Source organism: Sphingomonas sp. Leaf34 (assembly GCF_001421805.1).
GTDB lineage: Bacteria > Pseudomonadota > Alphaproteobacteria > Sphingomonadales > Sphingomonadaceae > Sphingomonas.
In genome coordinates this window covers 57,336-78,954 of record NZ_LMLC01000001.1, presented here as the reverse complement: position 1 = coordinate 78,954, position 21,619 = coordinate 57,336, and the positions used below count along the sequence as shown (strand labels likewise).

Here is a 21,619-nt window from a genome sequence, read left to right as displayed (position 1 = left end):
GTGGCGAAGGCCGCAAAGGCCGATGCGGGCGGCGGCCATACATGGTCGCCGAACCGATCGGCGGCGGGCAAGTACAGTCCGTGGCTGATCGTCGCGATCATCTCGATCCCGACCTTCATGGAGGTGCTCGACACCTCGATCGCCAACGTCGCGCTCGATCATATCTCGGGCGGGCTGTCGATCACCACCGATCAGGCGACATGGGTGCTGACCAGCTACCTCGTCGCCAACGCGATCGTCATCCCGATCTCGGGCTGGCTGTCCGACGCGATCGGCCGGAAGCGCTATTTCCTGATGTCGATCGCGTTGTTCACGCTCGCTTCGCTGCTGTGCGGGCTGGCGCCGAACATCGGCACGCTCGTCGTCGCGCGCGTGCTGCAGGGCATCGGCGGCGGTGGACTCGCGCCGGTCGAGCAGTCGATCCTCGCCGATACCTTCCCGCCCAAGCAACGCGGCATGGCGTTCGCTGCGTTCGCGATCGTGGTCGTCGTCGGCCCCGTGCTCGGGCCGACGCTGGGCGGGTACATCGTCGAATATTCGAGCTGGCACTGGGTGTTCCTGATCAATGTGCCCGTCGGTATCCTCGCCTGGTTCCTGGTCGAGACGTTCGTCGACGAGCCTGAGCAGGTGAAGAAGGATCGCGACGAGCGGTTCAAGAACGGCCTGACGATCGACTATGTCGGCGTGGCGCTGGTCGCACTGGGCCTGGGCTTTCTCGAGCTCACCTTCGACCGAGGCGAGCGCGAGGACTGGTTCGCGAGCGGCTTCATCGTCATGTCGGCGATTATTGCCGCGGTGTCGTTGGTCGCGCTCGTCGTCTGGGAACTGAACCACAAGGACCCGGTGATCGACCTCAAGCTGATGAAGAATCGCAACTTCGCGCTGACGATCGGCGTGATGGGCGTCACCGGCATGATCCTGTTCGGGACGACGCAGCTGATCCCGCAGATGCTGCAACAGGTGCTGGGCTACAGTTCGCTCGACGCGGGCCTCGCGCTGACCGCCGGCGGTCTGGCGACGCTCGTGATGGTGCCGTTCGCGGGGCGGCTGAGCGGGTTGGTCGATGTCCGCTTCCTGCTGTTCCCGGCGCTGCTGGTGCAGGCGTTCGCGCTGTGGAACATGAGCCATCTTAGCGCGGACATCGCGTTTTCGGATGCGGCGTTCGCGCGGCTGTTCCAGGCAATGGCGCTGCCGTTCCTGTTCGTGCCGATCAACGCGATCGCCTATGTCGGGCTCAAGCAGACGCAGACCGCGCAGGCATCGAGCCTGCTCAACGTCTCGCGAAATCTCGGCGGCACGATCGGCATCTGCTTCGCGCAGACCCAACTCGCCGGCGGGTTGCAGCGGCACCAGTCGGAGCTGACGCAGACGCTCAATCCACTCGATCCGAACTACAACGACTGGATGGAGAAGGCGGCGAGCGTGTTCGGCGGGCAGGGCGATGCGACGACGCCTCTGGCGGTTCTCTACAGCCAGATGCAGCGACAGGCGACGATGCTCGCCTTTCTCGACGTGTTCCGCGCGATGATGGTGGTCGTGCTGGTCGTCGCGCCACTGGTATTGTTCATGCGCTCCGGCAAGACCGGCGGCGCCCCCTCGGGAGGGATGCATTGATGCGTGCGCGGTTCATCATGGTTGCGGTTGCAGCCCTGCTCGCGGGGTGCACCGTCGGCCCGAATTACGTCGCGCCCGAGATCGCGGTGCCGCCGGCGTTCGTGGGTCCGCAAGCCACGGTCGGTGCGACCGTCGACCCGGCGCGCTGGTGGTCGGCATTCGGCGATCGTCAACTCGATGGCCTTGTCGAGCGCGCGCTGAAGGGCAATCCCGACATCGCGATCGCCGCCTCGCGCGTGCGCCAGGCCCGGTTGCAGGAGCTTGTCGCGCGCTCGCAAGGACTGCCGAGCGTCAATGCCAGCGCCAGCCCAAGCCACATCGAGTTCAGCAAGAACGCCGGCCTCTCATCGATCGCGCGCGCGTTCAGCGGCGGCACGGGGGCCGGCGGGACCGGCTCGACCGGGGGCATCGCGCTGCCCGGGAGCGGGATCACAACCTATTCGGTCGGATTCGACGCCAGCTGGGAGCTTGACCTGTTCGGCGGCGTCCGGCGCAGCACCGAAGGCGCGCGGGCGCGGACCGAGGCCGCGGTCTGGTCGAAACGCGACGCCGCGGTGACGCTGGCGGCCGAAGTCGCACAGGCCTATTTCGCGCTGCGGCTCGACCAGGTGCAGATTGCGACGATCGAGAGCGAGATCGCCAACCAGCGCCGCGCGCTGACGATCGCGGGCAACATCGCCAAGGTCGGTCTGGTCCCGTCGATCGACGTCACGCGCCAGCGCGCCTCGATCACCTCGACCGAGGCGCGTGCCGAACCGGTCCGCGCGGACGTCGACGTGCGGATGCACGCGCTGGCAATCCTGCTCGGCGAGCCGCCCGCGACGCTGATGAGCGAACTCGCCGCGCCGTCGGTTGCGCCGCTGGGCGTGCCGGCGATCCCCGCCGGGTTGCCATCGGAGCTGTTGCGTCGCCGTCCTGACGTCCGCGCGGCGGAGCGCGAGCTCGCGGCCGCGACCGCGGATATCGGCGTCGCGGTGGCGGACATGTATCCCAGGTTCAGCCTGACCGGCATGACCCAGCTGATCTCGACCGCGCTCGGCAATCTGTTCTCGGGCGACAGCCTGCAACTGACGGCGAGCGGTGCGGCGCAGTTCCCGCTGCTTGACTGGGGCCGCCGCAAGGCAACCGTGAAATCGCGCGAGGAAGACCGCGAGCAGGCGTATCTGCGCTATCGCTCGACCGTGTTGCAGGCGTTGCGCGATGTTGAGGATCCGCTCGCGCAGATCGCCGCCGAGCGCCGCCGGAACGCGGCGTTGCAGCGCGCGGTCGTCGATGCGCAGAGCAGCGCGAACGCCGCGCAATCCCAGTATCAAACCGGGTTCGTGGCGCAGGATACCGTGCTGAACACGCAGACCGACGTGCTGGCGGCGCGCGAGCAGCTGGTGGCGAGCGATGCGCAGTTGCGGCAGCTGACGGTGGCGTTGTTCAAGGCGCTCGGCGGTGGCTGGGATCGGACGGAGTGACGGCGGCGGAGTGCGGTGCCGCGTCCTCCTGACGCGGCGCGCGGCCTCGCATTAAATTATCGTCACGTCGGCCCCGACATATTCCTGCAACATATGCACGCGAAAGAGAGTGCGTCGCCGCCCCTCTCCCCCTGTGGTCGGCGACCTGACCGGGTCTCCCCCGTCCCGGTCCTCTCCCTGAACTACGGGGCGACCATCACGGTCGCCCCGCCTTTTTTGGGCCAGGGATAGCGCGGCACGCGTCGCGCGGGGACCGGTCTCAAATATCACTGTCTAACCGATCCTCCCCCGCCAGGGGGAGGTGGCAGGCACTTGCCTGACGGAGGGGGAGGTAAGGGAAACCGTGGTTCCGTGTCCGCCCCCTCCGACGCCTCCGGCGCCACCTCCCCTTGGCGGGGGAGGATCCAATACACGTCATCCCAGCGAACGCTGGGATATCCCTCGTGGTGGGCGACATGAGCCTCACGGGGATATCCCAGCTTTCGCTGGGATGACGGTAACTCGGGTAGCTTAAAACAGCGTCGTCGTCCCGGATCGCTCCGGGACGACGCCAGTCGCTTACGCGGCCAGCTTGCGCAGGACGTACTGGAGGATGCCGCCGTTGAGGAAATATTCCAGCTCGTTGACGGTATCGATCCGGCACTTGGTCTCGAACGTCTCGCTCGTGCCGTCGGCGCGGGTCATCTTGACCGTCACGTCCTGGCGAGGGCGGATGCTCGCCACGTCGAGGATCGTGAACGTCTCCGACCCGTCGAGGCCGAGCGTCTTGCGATCGGTGCCTTCGGCGAACTGCAACGGCAGCACGCCCATGCCGACCAGGTTCGAACGGTGGATACGCTCGAAGCTCTCGGTGATGACCGCACGGACGCCGAGCAGGTTGGTGCCCTTGGCCGCCCAGTCGCGCGACGAGCCGGTGCCATATTCCTTGCCTGCGACGATCACGAGCGGCGTGCCGTCCTGCTTGAAGCGCATGGCCGCGTCGTAGATCGCCATGACCTCGCCGTCATACTTCGACATGCCGCCTTCGACGCCGGGGACCATCTCGTTCTTGATGCGAATGTTGGCGAAGGTGCCGCGCATCATCACGTCATGGTTGCCGCGGCGTGCGCCATAGCTGTTGAAGTCGGCCTTGCTGACCTGATGCTCCTGGAGGAAGCGGCCGGCCGGGCTGTCCGCCTTGATCGAGCCTGCGGGCGAGATGTGATCGGTGGTGATCGAATCGCCGAGGATCGCGAGCGGCTTGGCGTCGATGATGTCCTGCACGGGGGCGGGGGTCATCGACAGGCCGTCGAAATACGGCGGGTTGGCGACATAGGTCGAGCCCGCACGCCACTGGTACGTGTCCGAGCCCGTGACGTCGATCCCGCGCCACTTCGAATCGCCCGCATAGACGTCGCCGTAGCGCGCGCCGAACATCGACGCGTCGATGTTGGCGTCCATCGTGCTGCGGACTTCCTCGTTGGTCGGCCAGATGTCGCGCAGATACACGTCCTGGCCGTCGGTGCCCTGACCCAGCGGCGTCTCGATCATGTCGGTCGTGACGGTGCCCTTGATCGCATAGGCGACGACGAGCGGCGGCGAGGCGAGGAAGTTGGCGCGGACGTCGGGCGACACGCGACCCTCGAAGTTGCGGTTGCCCGAGAGCACCGAGGCCGCGACGAGGTCGTTCTCGTTGATCGCCGACGAGATCGCCGGCGCCAGCGGCCCCGAGTTACCGATGCAGGTCGTGCAGCCATAGCCGACGAGGTTGAAGCCAAGCGCGTTCAGGTCCGCGGTAAGTCCGGCCTTGTCGAGATAGTCGGTGACGACCTGCGAACCAGGGGCCAGCGACGTCTTCACCCAAGGCTTCGACTTAAGGCCGAGCGCGTTCGCCTTGCGGGCGACAAGGCCGGCGGCGACCAGCACCGACGGGTTCGACGTGTTGGTGCAGCTGGTGATCGCGGCGATCACGACGTCGCCGTCGCCGATGTCATGCTCACGACCCTCGACCGCGACGCGGGCGGGCTGCTCCTTGTGGTACAGCTTGTGGAGGTCGCTGTTGAACACCTCGTCGACCTTGTTGAGGCTGACGCGGTCCTGCGGGCGCTTCGGGCCGGCGAGCGATGCGACGACCGAACCCATGTCGAGCTCGAGCGTGTCGGTGAAGACGGGGTCCTCGGCATTCTCGTCGCGCCAGAAGCCGTTGGCCTTGGCGTACGCCTCGACCAGCTCGACATTCTCGTCCGAGCGCGCGGTGAGGCGCATGTAATCGAGCGTTTTGTCGTCGATCGGGAAGAAGCCGCAGGTCGCGCCATATTCGGGCGCCATGTTGGCGATCGTCGCGCGGTCGGCGAGCGTCATCGACGACAGGCCGGGGCCGAAGAACTCGACGAAGCGGCCGACCACGCCCTTGGCGCGCAGCATCTGCGTGACGGTGAGCACGAGATCGGTGGCGGTGATGCCCTCGTTCAGCTTGCCGAGCAGCTTGAAGCCGACGACTTCGGGGATCAGCATCGACACGGGCTGGCCGAGCATCGCGGCCTCGGCCTCGATCCCGCCGACGCCCCAACCGAGTACGCCGAGACCATTGATCATCGTCGTGTGGCTGTCGGTGCCGACCAGCGTGTCCGGATAGGCGATCATCGTGCCGTCGCCGTGATCACCCGACGAGGCCGACGACCAGACGGCCTGGCCGATATATTCGAGGTTCACCTGGTGGCAGATGCCGGTGCCGGGGGGAACGACCTGGAAATTGTCGAGCGCCTTGCTGCCCCACTTGAGGAACTCATAGCGCTCGATGTTGCGCTCGTACTCGAGATCGACGTTCTCCTCGAACGCCTTGGGCGTGCCGAACTCGTCGACCATCACCGAGTGATCGATGACGAGGTGGACGGGGACCTGCGGGTTGATCTTCTCGGGGTTGCCGCCGAGCTTGGTCATCGCATCGCGCATCGCGGCGAGATCGACGACGCAGGGCACGCCGGTGAAATCCTGCATCAGTACGCGGGCAGGACGGTATTGGATCTCGCGGTCGCTGCGACGCTCCTTCTGCCAATCGACGATCGCCTGGATGTCGTCGCGCGTGACCGTCACGCCGTCCTCGAAGCGAAGCAGGTTCTCGAGCAGCACCTTCATCGAGAAGGGCAGGCGGCTGATGTCGCCGAGCTGCTCGGAGGCCTTGGCAAGGCTGTAATAGTCATATGACTTGCCGCCGGTGGAGAGGCTCGTGCGGGTCTTTAGGGTGTCCTGGCCGATGGCAGTCATAGGGGTCCTTCCCGTGGGCGTCGGGCCGCCGGGCGCCGAGGGGAAAGCGGCCATATAGGCCACGCGGGCGCGTCGGGGACCGAGCGAAAAATGCTGTTACCGCGGGGGCCTTAGCAAGGGGGGCGGGATCGGGGAAGGGTGCGGGTGCAAGATGATCGCGCCAATGCCGGGGGTGGACACGCGGCAGGGTCGGCTCACGTTCGTCGCGGATCGATCAAGCGTGACAAATTTGCCGCGAATGTCGCGTTTTATCACTATTCAGTCAAAACGGGTCGGTCGGCGATTGCGCACCCGAAATGGCGTGCATAGCATCCGATTTGAGGCACGTTCCAAAAGGGCGGCCGATATCGGGGGAAGTAAGCATGGCTGTTTCTGCGCGTTCCACATCGGGTTTCTTATCGCGTCACGTCCGTACCGGTCTGCTCACCTCCAGCGCGATGCTCATCGCGGCCTCGGTACCGACATTCGCCTCCGCTCAGGGCCGGCCGACGAGCGCCGACGTGACGGCGTATGGCAGCACGCTCAATCCCGCCGATCTGGTGACGCAGCCGAGCATCGTCATCAGCGGGCCGGGCACGCCGACCAGTGCCCAGGACGTCGCGGGCGGCGTCAATGGCGTCGGGCAGATGACGATAGACTCGGGCGGCGGCGGTCTGGGGATCTGCACCGGCACGCTGATCAACCCGCGCACGGTCATCTTCGCCGCGCACTGCGTCAACGCGAATGGCGCCGGCACGGGGGCACAGAATCCGTGGGAATACGGGTCTAAGGGCGGTGGTATCCCGATCGCATTCGGCTTCGCGACGAACAACCGCCCCGCGGTGATCGACTGGTTCCTGCCGACCACCGCGAGCGGTGCGGTCAATACGCAGCAGTACAAGACCAATGCTGCCAACTTCCTCTACAACGTCAACCAGGTCGTCTATAACGCCGACTCGCTGAAGCTTGGGCTTGGGCTGAACTTCATCCAGGGCGATGTCGCGATCGCGACGCTCGATACGCCGGCCGCCAACGTGCCGACCTGGGCGTTGCTGCTGTCGGCACTGCCGGCGCCCGCCGCGATCGGCGCGACGACCGGAACCGGCTATCATGTGACGATCACCGGCTATGGCCGCAGCGGGCAGGGCGGGACGCTGGTCGGCGACACCAACGGTATCGATTTCCGCCGTCGCATCGCCGAGAACACGATCGGGATCCTTGGCTCGTTCGACGACCGTGACGCGTTCCTGTTTGGATCGACCAGCGGCCTGCCGCAGAATCTCTACCAGCTCGACTTCGACGATCCCCGGCGCGGCACCGCGGCGGCCAGCCCGTACGACTTTAACCTGTTCAAGGACGATGCGCTGCCAAAGGAAGGCACGACTGCCGGCGGTGATTCGGGCGGTCCGCTGATTCTCGACCGGACATTCGCCAAGCAGGTCGTCATCGGCGTCCTGTCGGGCGGCAGCCGCTTCTTCGGCGCGACCCCGTTCGGCGCCTATGGCACCGAGAGCTTCTACCAGCCGCTGTATCTGTTCTCCGATTATATCGCGGCGAACAACCCGTATCGATACGCGCAGACCAAGGCGGGCGACGGAGCCTGGACCGATGCGTCGCATTGGGTGACCGCGCTCGACCCGAACTATCAGATCATCGTCGACGGCAAACTGGTGAATGGCGTGCCGACCACCACCGGCGCGGGAATCGCGGGTGATGGTAACAAATTCGGCCAGGTCTGTTTCCAGACCGATTGCGTCGATGTGAAGACGGGTGTCGAGACAATCGACGGCGTCCCGGTGACGACGACCGGCGCGACGCCAGCCGTGGTTACCAAGATTGCGACAGGCGGTGTCGCTGGCCGTGGCATGATGCTGGAAACCGCAGCGCAGGGCGGCAAAGCCGACGCGTCGCTGCTGGCCGGCGCGGAGAGTGTGGCGCAAGCGGGTACGGACGCGGTGGCGCTGGCGGTGCTGTCGCCGACGCTTGCCAACGGCCTGCCGGGCGCGACGAACTTCATCCCGAACAACATCGACCCGGATCGCACGATCCAGCGCAGCGCCCGCTATTACGACGTCAGCCTCACCGCGGCAGGCACCACCACGCTGGGTTCGGCGGTGACGGTCGACAAGTTCACCGTCGCGGGTGGCACGGCCAGGCTCGCGGTCACGGCGGCGGGGTCGCTGACCAGCCTGATGACGATCAACCAGATGACCGGCACCGTCCAGAACGACGGCATGATCACGACGCCGGGCGATTACTTCATGATGACGGGGCTGCTGACCGGCTCGGGGCGGATCACAACGCCGTTCTTTACGAGCGTTTCGGGAATGATCGCGCCCGGCACGATGGGGACGACCGGCACGCTCACGATCGCCGGCAACGGCATCCTCGCGTCAGGTACCAACCTGCTCGTCGATCTCGGACCCAATGGTACGTCGGACAGGCTCGCGTTCGCGGCGACGACGTTCAACGCGAGCGGTGCGGCGACCAACGGGATCGTCAATCTTGGCGGCAGTGTCGGTTTCGCTCCCGTCACCGGGCAGACGATCCGGTATAACGATCTTTACACGATCGTGACCGCGCAGGGCGGGATCAGCGGTGCGTTCAATGCCGCCACCCCGCTCAGCGCGATCCTGACACCGAGCTACGTCTACAGCACCAATGCGGTGCAGGTGCGGATCCTCGCGGGGCAGTATCGCAGCGTCGTCGCGGCGACTCCGGTGCAGGGTGCCTATGCCCAGCTCCTCGACCAGAACCGGTCCAATTATACGAGCCTGAGCGGGCTGTATGGCACGCTCGATCTGCAGAATGCGGCGACGATCCGCTCGACGCTGGAGGGGCTCGCCCCGCGGGCGGAAACGCTCAAGACCAGCCTGGGCATCGCCTCGATCGACACGATGTCGCGTTTCTACCGTGATCACCTCGCGCAGGTGGACACGCGCGGCGGGCTCGGCGGCACGCTTGCGCTGATCGGCAAGCCCGTCCAGCTTGCCTCACTGATGGCGACCGACCGTCCCGGCGGGCAGGACATGATGAGCGATTCGAGCGGCACCATGGTGCAGCAGGGCCGTCTTCCCGACGACATGAGCGGCTTCCTCGCCGGCGGCTATATCGACGGCAAGAGCCGCTCGATGCCGGGCGCCAATCCGTTTGGCGGGCATGACAGGTTCGATGGGTATTTCATCGCCGGCGGGCTTGAGAAGCAGGCTGGTGAAGCCGCGGTGATCGGCTTCTCGTTTGCCTATACCAACACCGATGGCACCACCGGCGGGGTGGCCCAGCGCGCCGAGGGCGAATTGTACCAGGGGACGCTGTACGGCAAGCTGGAGACCGCGTCGGGGATCGTCCTCGATTCGCAGTTCAGCGCGGGTGCGTTCGTCACGCGAACCGATCGTACCGTCGGTGTGGTCGGTACCAACGCTCGTCTGCGCAGCAGCGACAGTGCGCTGACCGTGATCAGCGAGGTCGGTCTCGGCAAGGCCTTCGACCTGTCGTCGCTCAAGGTCGGGCCGCGTGTCTCGCTCCGCGCGAGCCATATCGGCTTCGAAAAATCGCTTGAACGCGGTGAGGCTCCGGCGCTGTTCTTCGACCGCGACAGCTTCGACAGCGTCCAGGGGCGCGCCGGGCTGACGCTCAGCGGCGGCGGATCGGTCCGACCCTATGCGGCGGCGAACTACGTCCACGACTTCCAGTCGACGCCGGGCTATTTCGGCGCGAACTTTGTCGGCGGGATCGGCCCGAACGCGCTGTTCGCGCTCGCCCGGCAGGACAAGAACTGGGGCGAGGTCAGCGCCGGGCTGACGCTAGTCGGCGACCGTGTCGACCTCTCGATCGGTGCCGACACCACGGTCGAGCGCAAGGACGTCTCGAACCAGTCGTACAAGGGATCGGTCAAGATCCGCTTCTGAGCGGTGGGACAAAGATCGTCGGACCATGGCGTGTCCGGCGATCTCGCCCTACGATGCGCGCGTGACGCCGTATCGTCCCGACCGATCTCGATCACGTGGGGCGGATGCGGCGCCCTATCCGCGAACCGCGTAAGGCGCCGACCATGACAACCGACGATCCCGCGTCGCGTACGCCACCACCTGCCGCATCGTTGTGGATCGGCACCTATGCCGGCGGCGGTGGCGAGGGGCTTTATCCGCTCCGGCGCGGTGACGACCGGTGGCATGCAGGCGCGCCCGACCCTGCCGCGTGCAACGCATCGTTCGACACGTATTCGCCGCGGTTCGACCTTCATTATATCGTCGACGAACATGCCGATACGATCGGCGTCTTTCGGTCGATGGGTACGCAGTGGGATTGTCTGGCGCGCGTCTCGGCAGGCGGGGCCGCGCCGTGCCACATCGCGCTCGATCGCCGCCAGTCATGCATCGCAGTCGCCAATTACGCGGACGGGAGCGTGGCGTTGTACAGGCTCGATCCGACCAGCGGCCTGCCGATCGGAGCACCGATTATTTATACCGCCCGTGGATCGGGGCCGAACCCTGAACGCCAGCAATCGCCGCATGCGCATTGGGTGGGGTTCTCGCTCGATAATCGCTGGCTCTACGCGACCGATCTCGGCGCCGATCTGGTTCGCGCGTTCGCATTCGATGCTGACCGCGGCACGCTCGGCGCGCCGAGCACCGCGTTGGTCGCGCCGCCCGGTTCGGGGCCGCGGCACCTGCTCGTCCATCCGCGGCAGCCGGGATCGGCCTATCTGGCCTGCGAACTGAGCAACACGCTGATTGCGCTCGATGTCGATGGCGCGGTGGTTCGGCCGCGCAAGACCGTGTCGACGTTACCCGCCGCTGCGACCGGCGATTCGATCGTCGCGCATATCGCGGCCAATGCGGCGGGCGACCGGCTCTATGTCTCCAACCGTGGCGACAACAGCATTGCGGTCTTTGCATTGGCGGCGGGCGGCGACCCGGTCCTGCTCCAGCACGCCCCCAGCGGCGGCGCATCGCCGCGGTTTTTCCGGTTGGTTGAGAATGAACGACGGGTCGTCGTCGCGCACGAACGCGATCACCGCGTGACGGAACTCGCGATCCTCGAGGACGGCACGCTTGCCCCAACGGGCACGGGCATCACCGTGCCGGGCGCTGCCTATGTTCTCGAGGCCTTCTCGAGCGCGCAAATCCGATAGGCCGCTGCGATCCGTCCATCCTCCCCCCGGTGGGGGAGGAGCGGTTCTGTCGAAGATCTTGGCGTTCTGAGCCGGCTCAGCTTACGCGGGCGATCAATAGTGTCAATTCGTCGCGCACCGGGCTGATTTCGCTCCGACTTGGCCGCATCGCCCGGCGTTTGGCGGGATAGGATGCATGGACGGCATCGCACAGATCCTTGTACGGTACGCGGATGCACGCGCCTTCATCGCAGACCAGGCGTGGCCTGCTCGCGGCGGCGCCGCATGTCGACTGTTCCGCGGCGAACGCCGGCGCTGCGATGACGGCTAGGCATGCGGCTGCGATCCGCAAAACGGGTATCGTGATAATCATGTGTCTGGCCCCCCACAGGCGTTTAGTTGGTAACCGTATCGTTAGGGCCAAGATGTTTCGAGAACGTTTCGATTGTCGGCCCGCGACAGAATTTACGCCGGATCGGTCTCCGTGGGCGCCGCGGCACATGGTGAACGCCGGTTTTGCCGGTCCGCGTTGTAAGCTTCCGATATTGCCAGCGCAGACCCGTTCTGGTTAAACTGATGTTAGAAATACTTACGTTTCTTACAATGATTGCGCAGGCATCTCTGGAAGGGCCCGCTGATCCGATACTGCCGAACCGGCGGATCGGACTATTTGTGGAGAGAGCGCTGAATCGCTTGGGAGGTTCGCGGACATGGCAACACATATGGTCGGGGCGGCGCACGCACATCCTGTGTCGCGTACCGCAGCATCTGCGCTTCGGACGCTGGCGATAACGTCCGAAGGCCTTGAGGCACTGTTCGACCGGTTTGCCGACAAGCCGTTTGCCGATGAATTCGAGCGCCTCGTGCAGCGGATCTATACGTTGCGGGGCCGCGTGATCGTGACGGGCATGGGCAAGAGCGGGATCATTGCCCGCAAGATTACCGCGACGCTGACCTCGACCGGTACGCCGGCGATGTTCCTGCATCCCGCCGAGGCCGGGCATGGCGATCTCGGGATGATCACCGACAAGGACCTTGTGCTGATGATCACGCGCTCGGGCGAGAGCGCCGAGCTTGCGCCGATCATCGCCTATTGCAAGCGCTTCGGGATCGTGATGGCCACGATCACGTCGCGCGCGCGCAGCACGGCGGCACGCGCCGCGGATGTGCTGCTCAATCTCCCCGCGGTGCGCGAGGCGTGTCCGATCGAGCTCACGCCCACCACGTCGACGACGCTGCAGCTGGTGCTCGGCGATGCGCTGGCGATGGCGCTCGTCGATCTGCGTGGTTTTTCGGCGGATGATTTCTACAAGTTCCATCCCAATGGCCGGCTGGGTGCGCAGTTGCTGAAAGTCCAGGATCTGATGTCGACCGGCGCGGACGTGCCGAAGGTCCACAGGAATGCCAGCCTGCTCGATGCGACCACCGAGATGACGCGGGCGCGGTTCGGCGGCACCGCGGTCGTCGATGACGAGGATGGGCTGGTCGGCGCGTTTACCGATGGCGACCTGCGCCGTACGATCACCGGCGGCGGGAGCATGGCGGCGTGCGTCGATGCCTGGATGACTCGCGATCCGCTCAAGATCGCGCCCGGCGAACTGGCCTCGGAAGCGCTGCGGCGGATGCAGTCGAATAGCGTGACGATGATGTTCGTCGTCGAGGCGGGGCATCTGCTCGGCGTCATCCATATGCACGACACGTTGCGCGCAGGCATCGCCTGACCGCGCTCGTCGTTATCCCGGCGCGCGGTGGGTCGTCGCGCCTGCCGATGAAGCCGTTGCGGACGATCGCCGGGCATAGCCTGCTGCATCGGACGATCGGGCTCGGCCGTCGGGCGATCACGCATCTCGATGACGCCACGCTGGTGGTTGCCACCGATACGCCGGAGATCGCCGCGCACGCGCGATCGATCGGCTGCGCGGTCGTGATGACCGACGGCGCGATCACGTCGGGATCGGCGCGGACGCTGGCAGCGGCGATGGCCGCGCAAACGCCCGGCGGCCGGCCGCGGATCGTCGTCAATCTCCAGGGCGACGCACCCTTCCAGTCGCCGGCCTCGATTGCCGCGGTGGTCGCGGCGCTGGGCGACGGGGACGCCGATATCGCGACGCCGGTGGTCCGGCTCGACTGGCCCGCGCTCGACGCACTGCGGGCGCACAAGCGGCATGCGCCGTTCAGCGGCACCACCTGCGTCCGCACCATGACGGGCCGCGCGATGTGGTTCTCGAAAACAATTCTCCCGGCGATGCGCGACGAGGCCGTCTTGCGCGCGTCGTTTTCGCTATCGCCGGTCTGGCGGCATGTCGGGCTGTATGTGTACCGTCTCGCGGCACTGCAGGCGTTCGAGGCAGCGGCGCAGAGCGATCTCGAACGTCATGAAGGGCTCGAACAACTCCGCATGCTCGAACTCGGGCTGACCATCGATGCGATCGAGATCGCGCCCGCCCGCTTCGACATATCGGGTATCGACACGGAGGCGGACATCACCCGCGCGGAGGCGTTGATCGCAACGCACGGCGATCCGCTGCACGACGCGTGACGCTATCCGCAACGTCGCGCGCGATCGCCCGGGTCTTCATCGTGCGCCACGGCAATACGTTCGCACCCGGTGAAGCGCCGCGGCGGATCGGTGGCCGCACCGACCTTGCGTTGGTCGACGCGGGTCGCGACCAGGCACGCGCGCTCGGTCGCTATTTCGCGGACTGCGGGCTTGTCTTCGATAGCGCACGCTGCGGCCCCTTGCTACGGACGCGCGAGACCGCCCGGCTGCTGCTGAGCGCGGCAGGTCATGACGGCCCCGCCACGATCGTCGAATGGCTCCGCGAGATCGATCACGGTCCCGACGAGGATCGCCCGGAGGCCGAAGTGCTGGCCCGTATCGGCCAGCCCGCACTCGACGCCTGGGACCGCGATGGCATCCCGCCCGAAGATTGGCAGGTCGACGCCGCCGCGCGGCGTGCCGCGTGGCGCGATCTGTTCGCCAGCGCGACCGGCACGATGCTGATCGTTACCAGCAACGGCGCTGCGCGATTCGCATTCCCCGGTGCGGCGAAACTGCGCACCGGCGCGTACGGCGAGGTGGTGACGGATGCGCAGGGGCGGCCAATGGCAAAGGCCTGGGACGTCCGGCCCTAGCGGGAAATCGACCGGATGCCGCTGCGTCCACCACACAATCGGAACGTACAGCCGGTGCAACCCACCGTGCGACATCCGCATCCTGGACTCACGGTCACGCCGGCCCGCTCTTCGCGCGTGAGTTGCCGATCGCGCAGTCATTCCATCGCCATTGCCGCCCGGTGCGCCGGACACCGTGGGAGATTCGTACGCATCCGACCGCCGTGTCCCCTGTCCTATGCGCGAAGTGGGAGCCACCGAATCGTGACGGGAGAAACGAGCGATCTCCGCAGCCTATGTCCGACGTCTCACGGCCACTGCCGGCAATAGCCGTCGGTGCGATTGTCTCGTCGCGCGATTGCCGGCAAACTCCCCGACGGGGGTTGATGACATGCGCGCGGTCGGGATCAGGCGGGGCTGGGGGTGGGTCTTGCTGGCCACGCTGTCCCTTTCTTCGATCGGCGACGAGATTTCGCTGATAACGCTGATGTTCCGAAGCGGGGGAGATCATACGCCTTTCGCCGTCTCGATGCTGCTCGTCGCGCAATTGCTGCCCGGCCTTCTCGCGACGCCGTTGATCGGCCGACTGGTCGACGCGCACGATGCGGGCAGATTGCTGGTCGCGACCGCGCTTGCCGATGCCGTCATCATCGCGTGGATGGCGTGGCACCCCGATCTGCTTTCGACCCTCGCCGGTGCTGCTATCCTCAGCGTGTCGTTTGCGCTCGGCGGGACGGCCAGCTTCGCGCTCATTCCGATCCTGGCTGCCGGGTTGGGCATGACGTTGCCGCGGGCTAACGCGGTGCTGGAATTCGTGCGGAGCGCGGGCATGCTTGCCGGGCCGGTCATGGGGGGCGCGCTGGTGGCATGGGGCGGGACGCGGAACGCGCTGTTGATCGATGCGGCCAGCTTCGCGCTGCTCGCCGCCGTCGTTCTGGCAAGTGGCCTGCGCCGCCCTCCGGAAGTGGAAGAGGGCGAGCCAGACGGCGGCGAGGCGCGGACACTCCTGTCCGAATACCGACTTGTGTTGAGGGACCGCCGGATCACGATCCTGATCGGTGCGCTGACGCTGGCGGTTTATGCTACCGCCATCGCCGATGTGGCATTCGTCTTTCTCGTGACGGTTTCGCTGGCGGCGGGGCCCGCCGCGTTTGGGGTGCTGACCGCGTGCTGGGCGGGTGGGATGATGGCGGGAGCCGCGGCATCGGGCACGATGCCGATGCGGCATCCGGCGCCGCTTGCATTTGCCGCTGCGATGGTCATGGGCGGCACCATGCTCGCGATCGGGATCGCCGGCATCATGATGACGGGCGGTCTGGTCTTCGTGGGGCTCTCGTTCGTGATCGGCGGTGCCGCCAACAGCGCCCACAACGTCGCGGTCCGGACGGTGCTGCAACGGGAGTCACCGGCCGGTGCGCACGGCAAGGTCGCCGCGATCTACAGCGCCGCGACAAGCGGTGCGGGTATTTTCGGGTACATGACTGGCGGGCTGTTTGCGCCGAATCGCGCCATCGACGCCTATGTCCTGGGTGGTACGCTCGGTATCCTTGCCGGCTTCGGCGGGTGGCTGCTCTTCAGATCGGTGCGTTCGCACGGTGGGTGACCTCAGCCATGCTGGCCGCCGATCGCGGCCCCCGATGTGGCCGCCAATCGCGGCCGCCGATCGTGGAAGGGCGTGAGGCTCCGCTGCGGCCGTTACGCCTTTACCACCGCGTCGATCGCCACCAGTGTCGACAGTAGCGGGCCGATCCAGTCGAGCGGCAGCATGATCGCGCCGTCTGACGGGGCGTTGGCGGGATCGTCATGCGCTTCGGCGAAGATCGCGGCGACGCCGGCGGCGACCGCGGCGCGCGCCAGCACCGGCGCGAAGTCACGGTCGCCGCCCGACGAATCGCCGTGGCCGCCGGGTGCCTGTACCGAATGCGTCGCGTCGAACATCACCGGGTAGCCGGTCCGCGCCATGATCGGCAGCGCGCGCATGTCCGACACCAATGTGTTGTAGCCGAAGCTCGCGCCGCGATCGCACAGGATGATGCGGTCGTTGCCGGTCGAGGCGATCTTCGCCGCCACCGCCGCCATGTCCCATGGTGCGAGGAACTGCCCCTTCTTGACGTTGACCACGCGCCCCGACGCACCCGCGGCAATCAGCAGGTCGGTCTGGCGGCTCAGGAAGGCGGGGATCTGGAGGATATCGACGGCGTCCGCGACCGCGGCGACCTGGTCGACCGCGTGGACGTCGGTCAGCACCGGGCAGCCGAAACGATCGCGGACGTCGGCGAGAATGCGCAGGCCGTCGTCGATGCCGATCCCGCGCTGGCCGGTGCCCGATGTCCGGTTCGCCTTGTCGTACGACGCCTTGAAGACGAAGGGGACGCCCGCGGTTCGCGCCGCCCCGACGAGAAAGTCGGCGATCCGCAGCGTGTGTTCGCGGCTCTCGATCTGGCAGGGTCCGCCGACGAAGACGAACGGCAGGTCCGCGCCGAACGTCACATCGGTGCCCGACCTGATGGCGACCTTCACGTGCCGCCCAGGCGCATGCGTCATGATTTTGCCTTCACGAACCGCCTGAGCAGCTGCCCCCGCCATAGCCATCGTCCCGGATGATAGTTGAAGAAAAACCAGCCATACAGGAGGCACGCGACCAGCGTTGGCAGCGCCATCGGATCGCCTTCGCCGCGCATCCGACGATATAGCGCAATGTCCGCCCGCCAGCGCGCGCGCTCGCCGCCACCGCCGGCAATGCCATACGCATTGTCGTGCAATTGACAGCCGCGATTGCGATTATATTTCCGGTGGTCCAGAAAGTAACAATAGTCGCGTACGGGCTGCGTCTCGTCGGTCGGCATCGGGGAAGTAGGCGGCGATCGTGACGACATTCAAGCGTAAAGTCTTCTACTTGGGCGGGTTCGATCCGCGTGGCGTGCGTTTTTATTACAATCTCGCCAAGGAACAGCTTGTCCGCTACGCCGACAAGACTGGCCAAAGCGTCACCGTCTCGCGCCGCCGCAAGGCCTCACCGATCCGCAGCGACTGGACGGTACGCAACGACACCGCCGACGTCACCACCGACTATAGTTTCCTGCGCTGGGAGGACATTGTCCAGCAGGCGTGGATCCGCAACCCGGTCCAGCTCGGCCTGCGCGCCGCTCGCGTCTACACCGATCATTTTCGCCTGTTCGATTTCGCGACTGTCAGGAAGATCGCCACCGGTCCGCTGGTGACGATGCTCTATCCGCCTATCCTCAGCGTGCTGTTGCCGCTGCTGATCGCACTGCCGGTGTTCCTCGTCGCGCTGCTCTGGCTGCCGTGGTGGCTTGCGCTCGTCATTGGCCTGATCGTCGGCGCCGGCGGCGCGATTCCACTGCTCAACGCCATCCGCGCACCGTGGCTCCTGCGGTTTTTCGTGTTCAACGGCGAGTTCGGCGACGGCGAGGGATCGCTGGCGCTCCAGGCGCGTCTCGACGCGTTCGTGGATGAGATTGCGAAGGACCTGCACGGCGATCATGACGAGGTGCTGCTGGTCAGTCACAGCAACGGCTCGATCCTCGCGATGCTGCTGATGGCGCGACTGCTCGAACGGTATGAGGGCACGCTGCCGGCGAATTTCGTGCTGGTTACCTATGGCCATTGCATCCCGCTGGTGGCCTGTCGCCGCGATGCGGTACGCTTTCATGCGCGGCTTCGGTATCTGTCAGCGCAGGAATTTCGCTGGATCGACATCGGCTCGCCGCCTGATGGTGCGGCGTTCTTTGGCGCGAACCCGCTGCTGCTGGTCGACCCGTCGCCGCGCCCGCGGATCGAACTGCTCAGCCCGCGCTTCCACCGGTTCTACGAACCCGAAACCTATCACAAGGGCTGGCGTAACAAATACGAGATCCATTTCGATTATCTGCGCGTCGGCGACCGCGTCAGCCCGCTCGACCTGCCGAGTCTCACGGCATCGGCACGCGGCATAGAGGCATCGGTCGCGGCGTTCCGGACGATCGCATGACGGTCCGCTTTACGCCGCCCTATCCGCAGCCGCACGCCACCCGGTCGTCGCTGTTCAAGCGGTTCCTGCGCGGCTGGAACTCGTGGATCCATGTCCTGTTCGACAAGAGCTACACGATGAAGATGGGCGAGATCCACACGCCCGCTCTGTCGTTCTACATCGCCAACGAACTGCCGCTGGTGCGCCGTATCCTCGAGACCGACGCGGAGATATTTCCAAAGCACGCCTTCCTCCAGGATCTGCTCGATCCGCTGATCGGCAATTCGGTGTTCTCGTCGAACGGGCAGGACTGGCGCGATCAGCGCGCGATGGTGAACCCCGCGTTCAGCCATACCGCGCTGAAGCGTGTCTTCCCGATGATGGCCGCCGCCGTCGACGACCTGCTGGCGACGATGCGCGGACTCGACCTCGCAAAGCCCGTCGCGATCGATCCGCTGGCGACGCACATCGCCGCCGACGTGATCTTCCGGACGATGTTCTCGCGACCGCTCGATGCCCGCGGCGCCCGCGAGATCTTCGAGGCGTTCCATGATTATCAGAAACAGGCGCAGCGCAGTTCGATGCTGCGGCTCTATCGCCTCCCGGGGTTCGGCTATCTGGGTCGCGCGCGCCGCGCCGCCGCACGGATCCACGCGGTATTCGCGGGGATCGTCGCGGAGCGGTACGCGGCTACGCACGTACGCCATGAGCGGGGGGAGGACATTCTCCAGTCGCTGATCGATGCGCGCCACCCGCACACGGGCGCGGCGTTTACCGAGCAGGAGGTGATGGAGCAGATCTCGACGATCTTCCTGGCGGGGCACGAGACCGCGGCGAGCGCGATTACCTGGGCGCTGTACCTGCTAGCGCGCGACCCCGCCTTGCAGGCTGCGATCCGCGCCGAGACAGGAGAGGTGCCGCTCACCTACGAATCGCTGAAAGCCCTCGGCGTGACGCGCAACGTCTTTCGCGAGACACTGCGGCTCTACCCCCCGCTGAGCTTCCTCGTGCGTAGCGTTACCTGCCCGGTCGACATGCGCGACAAGCATCTTGATCCCGGTGCGATGCTGGTGGTGTCGCCGTGGCTGGTGCAGCGCAACCGCGACAATTTTCCCGAACCGCACGGGTTCGATCCCGATCGCTTCGACGATCCCGATCAGGCTGACGCGTGTCGCCATGCGTATCTGCCGTTCGGCAAGGGGCCGCGCGTCTGCATCGGCGCGGGGTTTGCACAACAGGAGGCGTTGCTGACGCTGGCGGGGATCGTCCGGACGTTCGATCTCGCGACGATCGCCGGCGACGATCCCGAACCGATCAGCCGTCTGACATTACGCGCGGGCAACGGCGTCCGGCTGCTGCTGACGCTGCGCTAAATCTCCCCTTCAGCGAGAGCGGGCGGGCTCTTGCCGACGCAGGAACCTCAGTCGGCGGCGATCGGGCCCTTGGGTGGATCGGGGCGCCGGGTGAACCACACCAGCACGATCAGCGCGATGCACAGCCAGGCCGAAAGCCGAAACAGATCGGTCGAGGCGAGCAGATAGGCTTGCCCGACCAGCTGGCGCGTGACGACCGCGGCGGACTGCACGTCGGTCAGCCCCATCCGCGCCAGACCCTCGCGCGCCATCTGATACGGTGAGCCCGCGCCGACGGCCTCCGACAGGCGGCTCTGGTGCAGCGTCTCGCGCCTGTCCCAGGCGGTGGTGATCAGCGACGCGGCGAAGCTGCCCGCGGTGATCCGGACGAAATTCGAGATGCCGGTCGCCGATGGGAGCCGCTCGGCCGGGATGCGATCGAACGAGATCGTGAGCATCGACAGGAAGAACGTGCTCATCGCGATCCCCTGCACCAGCATCGGTAGCATCAGATCGTAGAAGCTTGCATAGGTCGTGTAGCCCGAGCGCAGGTAATAGGAGTAGCCGAACGCCGCGAACGCCACGCTGGCGAGGATCCGTGCGTCGAACCTGCCCGCCAGCTTGGCGACGAACGGCGTCAGGAGCACCGCGACAGCGCCGCTGGGGGCCGCGACCAGCCCGGCCCAGGTCGCGGTATAGCCCATCTGCGTCTGCAGCCAGAGCGGCAGCAGCAGCGTGTTGGCGAAGAACACCGCATAGCCAAGGCAGAAGGCGGTCGTGCCGATCGCGAAGTTGCGGTTCTTGAACAGCGACAGGTTTACCGCCGGGTTGGCATCGGTCAGCTCCCAGATCAGCCAGCCGACAAAGCCGATCGCGGCGACGATCGTCGCGATGACGATCCGGTCGGCGGCGAACCAGTCGTCGTTCTTGCCGAGATCGAGCACGATCTGGAGCGCGCCGACCCACACGACCAGCAGGATCAGCCCGACCTGGTCGATCGGCAGCTTCCGCATCGGCGTGTCGCGCGTGCCGAGCTTGTTCCAGCAGATGAATGCGGTGAAGATCCCGAAGGGTACGTTGATCAGGAAGATCCAGCTCCAGTGATAATTGTCGGAGATGTAGCCGCCGAGGATCGGCCCCATGATCGGCGCTACTAGGGTCGTCATCGACCAGATTGCGAGCGCGGTACCACGTTTATGCGCGGGAAAAATCGCGATCAGCAGCGCTTGGCTGCCGGGGATCATCGGTCCCGAAACAGCGCCTTGTAGCACCCGGAAGCCGATCAGCGACGGCAGGTTCCACGCGATCCCGCACAGGAACGACGCGATCGTGAAGAGGAAGACCGAGACGCAGAACGTCCGGACCACGCCGAACCGGCCCATCAGCCACCCGGTGAGCGGCACCGCGACGCCGTTGGCGACCGCAAACGCGGTCACGATCCAGGTCGAATTGTCGCTGGAGACGCCGAGATTGCCCGCGATCGTCGGCAGGGAGACGTTGGCGATCGTGGTGTCGAGCACCTGCATGAACGTGCCGAGCGCCAGCGCGAACGCGGTGAGGGCGAGCGATCCGCCGACGAGCGGGGCGGGGCCAGTGGTGGAAGGGGCGGGGGCAGCCATTAGCAGGCGGCCCGGTGCGCGTAACCACCCCGGCGAAGGCCGGGGCCCAATTGGGAAACGCCGCTAACGAAAGACGGCGCGCCGTTACGACCACTTCTCCAATTGGGCTCCGGCCTCCGCCGGGCTGGTGCTAGGCAATCACCCCGGCGCTC

At 66.2% G+C, this 21,619-nt stretch carries 14 protein-coding genes; 10 read left to right on the top strand and 4 right to left on the bottom strand.

Annotated elements, in window-relative coordinates; translation table 11 throughout:
- Window positions 1-1,614: a DHA2 family efflux MFS transporter permease subunit gene (locus ASF00_RS00410; protein WP_055872703.1), complete on the top strand. Its 1,614-nt coding sequence runs from the start codon at window positions 1-3 to the stop codon at window positions 1,612-1,614.
- A complete protein-coding gene (locus ASF00_RS00405) occupies window positions 1,614-3,077 on the top strand; it encodes an efflux transporter outer membrane subunit (RefSeq protein WP_055872701.1) in 1,464 nt (487 codons plus the stop codon). The genes ASF00_RS00410 and ASF00_RS00405 overlap by 1 nt, the downstream gene beginning before the upstream one ends.
- A gap of 558 nt (window positions 3,078-3,635) precedes the next feature.
- Here ASF00_RS00405 and acnA read toward each other — a convergent pair.
- A complete protein-coding gene (acnA, locus tag ASF00_RS00400) occupies window positions 3,636-6,320 on the bottom strand; it encodes an aconitate hydratase AcnA (RefSeq protein ID WP_055872700.1) in 2,685 nt (894 codons plus the stop codon).
- Window positions 6,321-6,682: 362 nt separating this feature from the next.
- Between acnA and ASF00_RS00395 the strand changes: the two genes are divergently transcribed.
- From ASF00_RS00395 to ASF00_RS00370, 6 genes are all read left to right on the top strand, one after another.
- Window positions 6,683-10,207 carry an autotransporter outer membrane beta-barrel domain-containing protein gene (locus ASF00_RS00395; RefSeq protein WP_055872698.1) on the top strand — a complete coding sequence of 1,175 codons (3,525 nt, stop codon included), beginning with the start codon at window positions 6,683-6,685 and terminating at the stop codon, window positions 10,205-10,207.
- Window positions 10,208-10,350: 143 nt separating this feature from the next.
- Window positions 10,351-11,433: a lactonase family protein gene (locus ASF00_RS00390; RefSeq protein ID WP_055875110.1), complete on the top strand. Its 1,083-nt coding sequence runs from the start codon at window positions 10,351-10,353 to the stop codon at window positions 11,431-11,433.
- Between the two features lie 689 nt (window positions 11,434-12,122).
- On the top strand, window positions 12,123-13,133 hold the full coding sequence (locus tag ASF00_RS00385) for a KpsF/GutQ family sugar-phosphate isomerase (protein WP_235525506.1): 1,011 nt from the start codon (window positions 12,123-12,125) through the stop codon (window positions 13,131-13,133).
- Entirely contained in the window at window positions 13,130-13,951 is an 822-nt protein-coding gene (kdsB, locus tag ASF00_RS00380) for a 3-deoxy-manno-octulosonate cytidylyltransferase (protein WP_082463138.1), read from the top strand. The genes ASF00_RS00385 and kdsB overlap by 4 nt, the downstream gene beginning before the upstream one ends.
- A gap of 23 nt (window positions 13,952-13,974) precedes the next feature.
- The gene (locus ASF00_RS00375) at window positions 13,975-14,547 is read left to right on the top strand and encodes a histidine phosphatase family protein (RefSeq protein ID WP_055875108.1); all 573 of its coding nucleotides are present in this window, start codon (window positions 13,975-13,977) and stop codon (window positions 14,545-14,547) included.
- Between the two features lie 508 nt (window positions 14,548-15,055).
- Window positions 15,056-16,129 (top strand): MFS transporter, encoded by a 1,074-nt coding sequence (locus ASF00_RS00370; protein ID WP_235525504.1) that lies wholly within the window; start codon window positions 15,056-15,058, stop codon window positions 16,127-16,129.
- A 92-nt stretch (window positions 16,130-16,221) separates the two neighbouring features.
- On the opposite strand, the gene kdsA is transcribed toward ASF00_RS00370, so the two are convergent.
- Together kdsA and ASF00_RS00360 are read right to left on the bottom strand one after the other, a co-directional pair.
- Complete coding sequence (gene kdsA / locus ASF00_RS00365; protein ID WP_055872689.1) at window positions 16,222-17,070, bottom strand: 3-deoxy-8-phosphooctulonate synthase; 849 nt, start codon at window positions 17,068-17,070, stop codon at window positions 16,222-16,224.
- Window positions 17,067-17,372, bottom strand: a complete 306-nt coding sequence (locus tag ASF00_RS00360) for a hypothetical protein (protein ID WP_055872688.1) — start codon at window positions 17,370-17,372, stop codon at window positions 17,067-17,069. Before ASF00_RS00360 ends, kdsA begins: the two co-directional genes overlap by 4 nt.
- A gap of 20 nt (window positions 17,373-17,392) precedes the next feature.
- Between ASF00_RS00360 and ASF00_RS00355 the strand changes: the two genes are divergently transcribed.
- Both ASF00_RS00355 and ASF00_RS00350 read left to right on the top strand, forming a co-directional pair.
- Window positions 17,393-18,517 (top strand): histidine phosphatase family protein, encoded by a 1,125-nt coding sequence (locus ASF00_RS00355; protein ID WP_055872686.1) that lies wholly within the window; start codon window positions 17,393-17,395, stop codon window positions 18,515-18,517.
- The gene (locus ASF00_RS00350; protein ID WP_055872684.1) at window positions 18,514-19,869 is read left to right on the top strand and encodes a cytochrome P450; all 1,356 of its coding nucleotides are present in this window, start codon (window positions 18,514-18,516) and stop codon (window positions 19,867-19,869) included. The genes ASF00_RS00355 and ASF00_RS00350 overlap by 4 nt, the downstream gene beginning before the upstream one ends.
- Before the next feature lie 47 nt (window positions 19,870-19,916).
- Here ASF00_RS00350 and ASF00_RS00345 read toward each other — a convergent pair whose 3' ends face one another.
- Window positions 19,917-21,467, bottom strand: coding sequence for a DHA2 family efflux MFS transporter permease subunit (locus ASF00_RS00345; RefSeq protein ID WP_055872682.1), 1,551 nt, complete (start codon window positions 21,465-21,467; stop codon window positions 19,917-19,919).
- Between the last annotated feature and the right edge of the window lie 152 nt (window positions 21,468-21,619).

Excerpts from the sequence above, each read along its gene's own strand:
- kdsA (WP_055872689.1), bottom strand. The coding sequence starts at position 17,070 with ATGACGCATGCGCCTGGGCGGCACGTGAAGGTCGCCATCAGGTCGGGC.
- acnA (WP_055872700.1), bottom strand. The coding sequence starts at position 6,320 with ATGACTGCCATCGGCCAGGACACCCTAAAGACCCGCACGAGCCTCTCC.
- ASF00_RS00385 (WP_235525506.1), top strand. The coding sequence starts at position 12,123 with ATGGCAACACATATGGTCGGGGCGGCGCACGCACATCCTGTGTCGCGT.
- ASF00_RS00360 (WP_055872688.1), bottom strand. The coding sequence starts at position 17,372 with ATGCCGACCGACGAGACGCAGCCCGTACGCGACTATTGTTACTTTCTG.
- ASF00_RS00345 (WP_055872682.1), bottom strand. The coding sequence starts at position 21,467 with ATGGCTGCCCCCGCCCCTTCCACCACTGGCCCCGCCCCGCTCGTCGGC.
- ASF00_RS00370 (WP_235525504.1), top strand. The coding sequence starts at position 15,056 with ATGCTGCTCGTCGCGCAATTGCTGCCCGGCCTTCTCGCGACGCCGTTG.
- ASF00_RS00390 (WP_055875110.1), top strand. The coding sequence starts at position 10,351 with ATGACAACCGACGATCCCGCGTCGCGTACGCCACCACCTGCCGCATCG.
- ASF00_RS00395 (WP_055872698.1), top strand. The coding sequence starts at position 6,683 with ATGGCTGTTTCTGCGCGTTCCACATCGGGTTTCTTATCGCGTCACGTC.
- ASF00_RS00350 (WP_055872684.1), top strand. The coding sequence starts at position 18,514 with ATGACGGTCCGCTTTACGCCGCCCTATCCGCAGCCGCACGCCACCCGG.
- ASF00_RS00405 (WP_055872701.1), top strand. The coding sequence starts at position 1,614 with ATGCGTGCGCGGTTCATCATGGTTGCGGTTGCAGCCCTGCTCGCGGGG.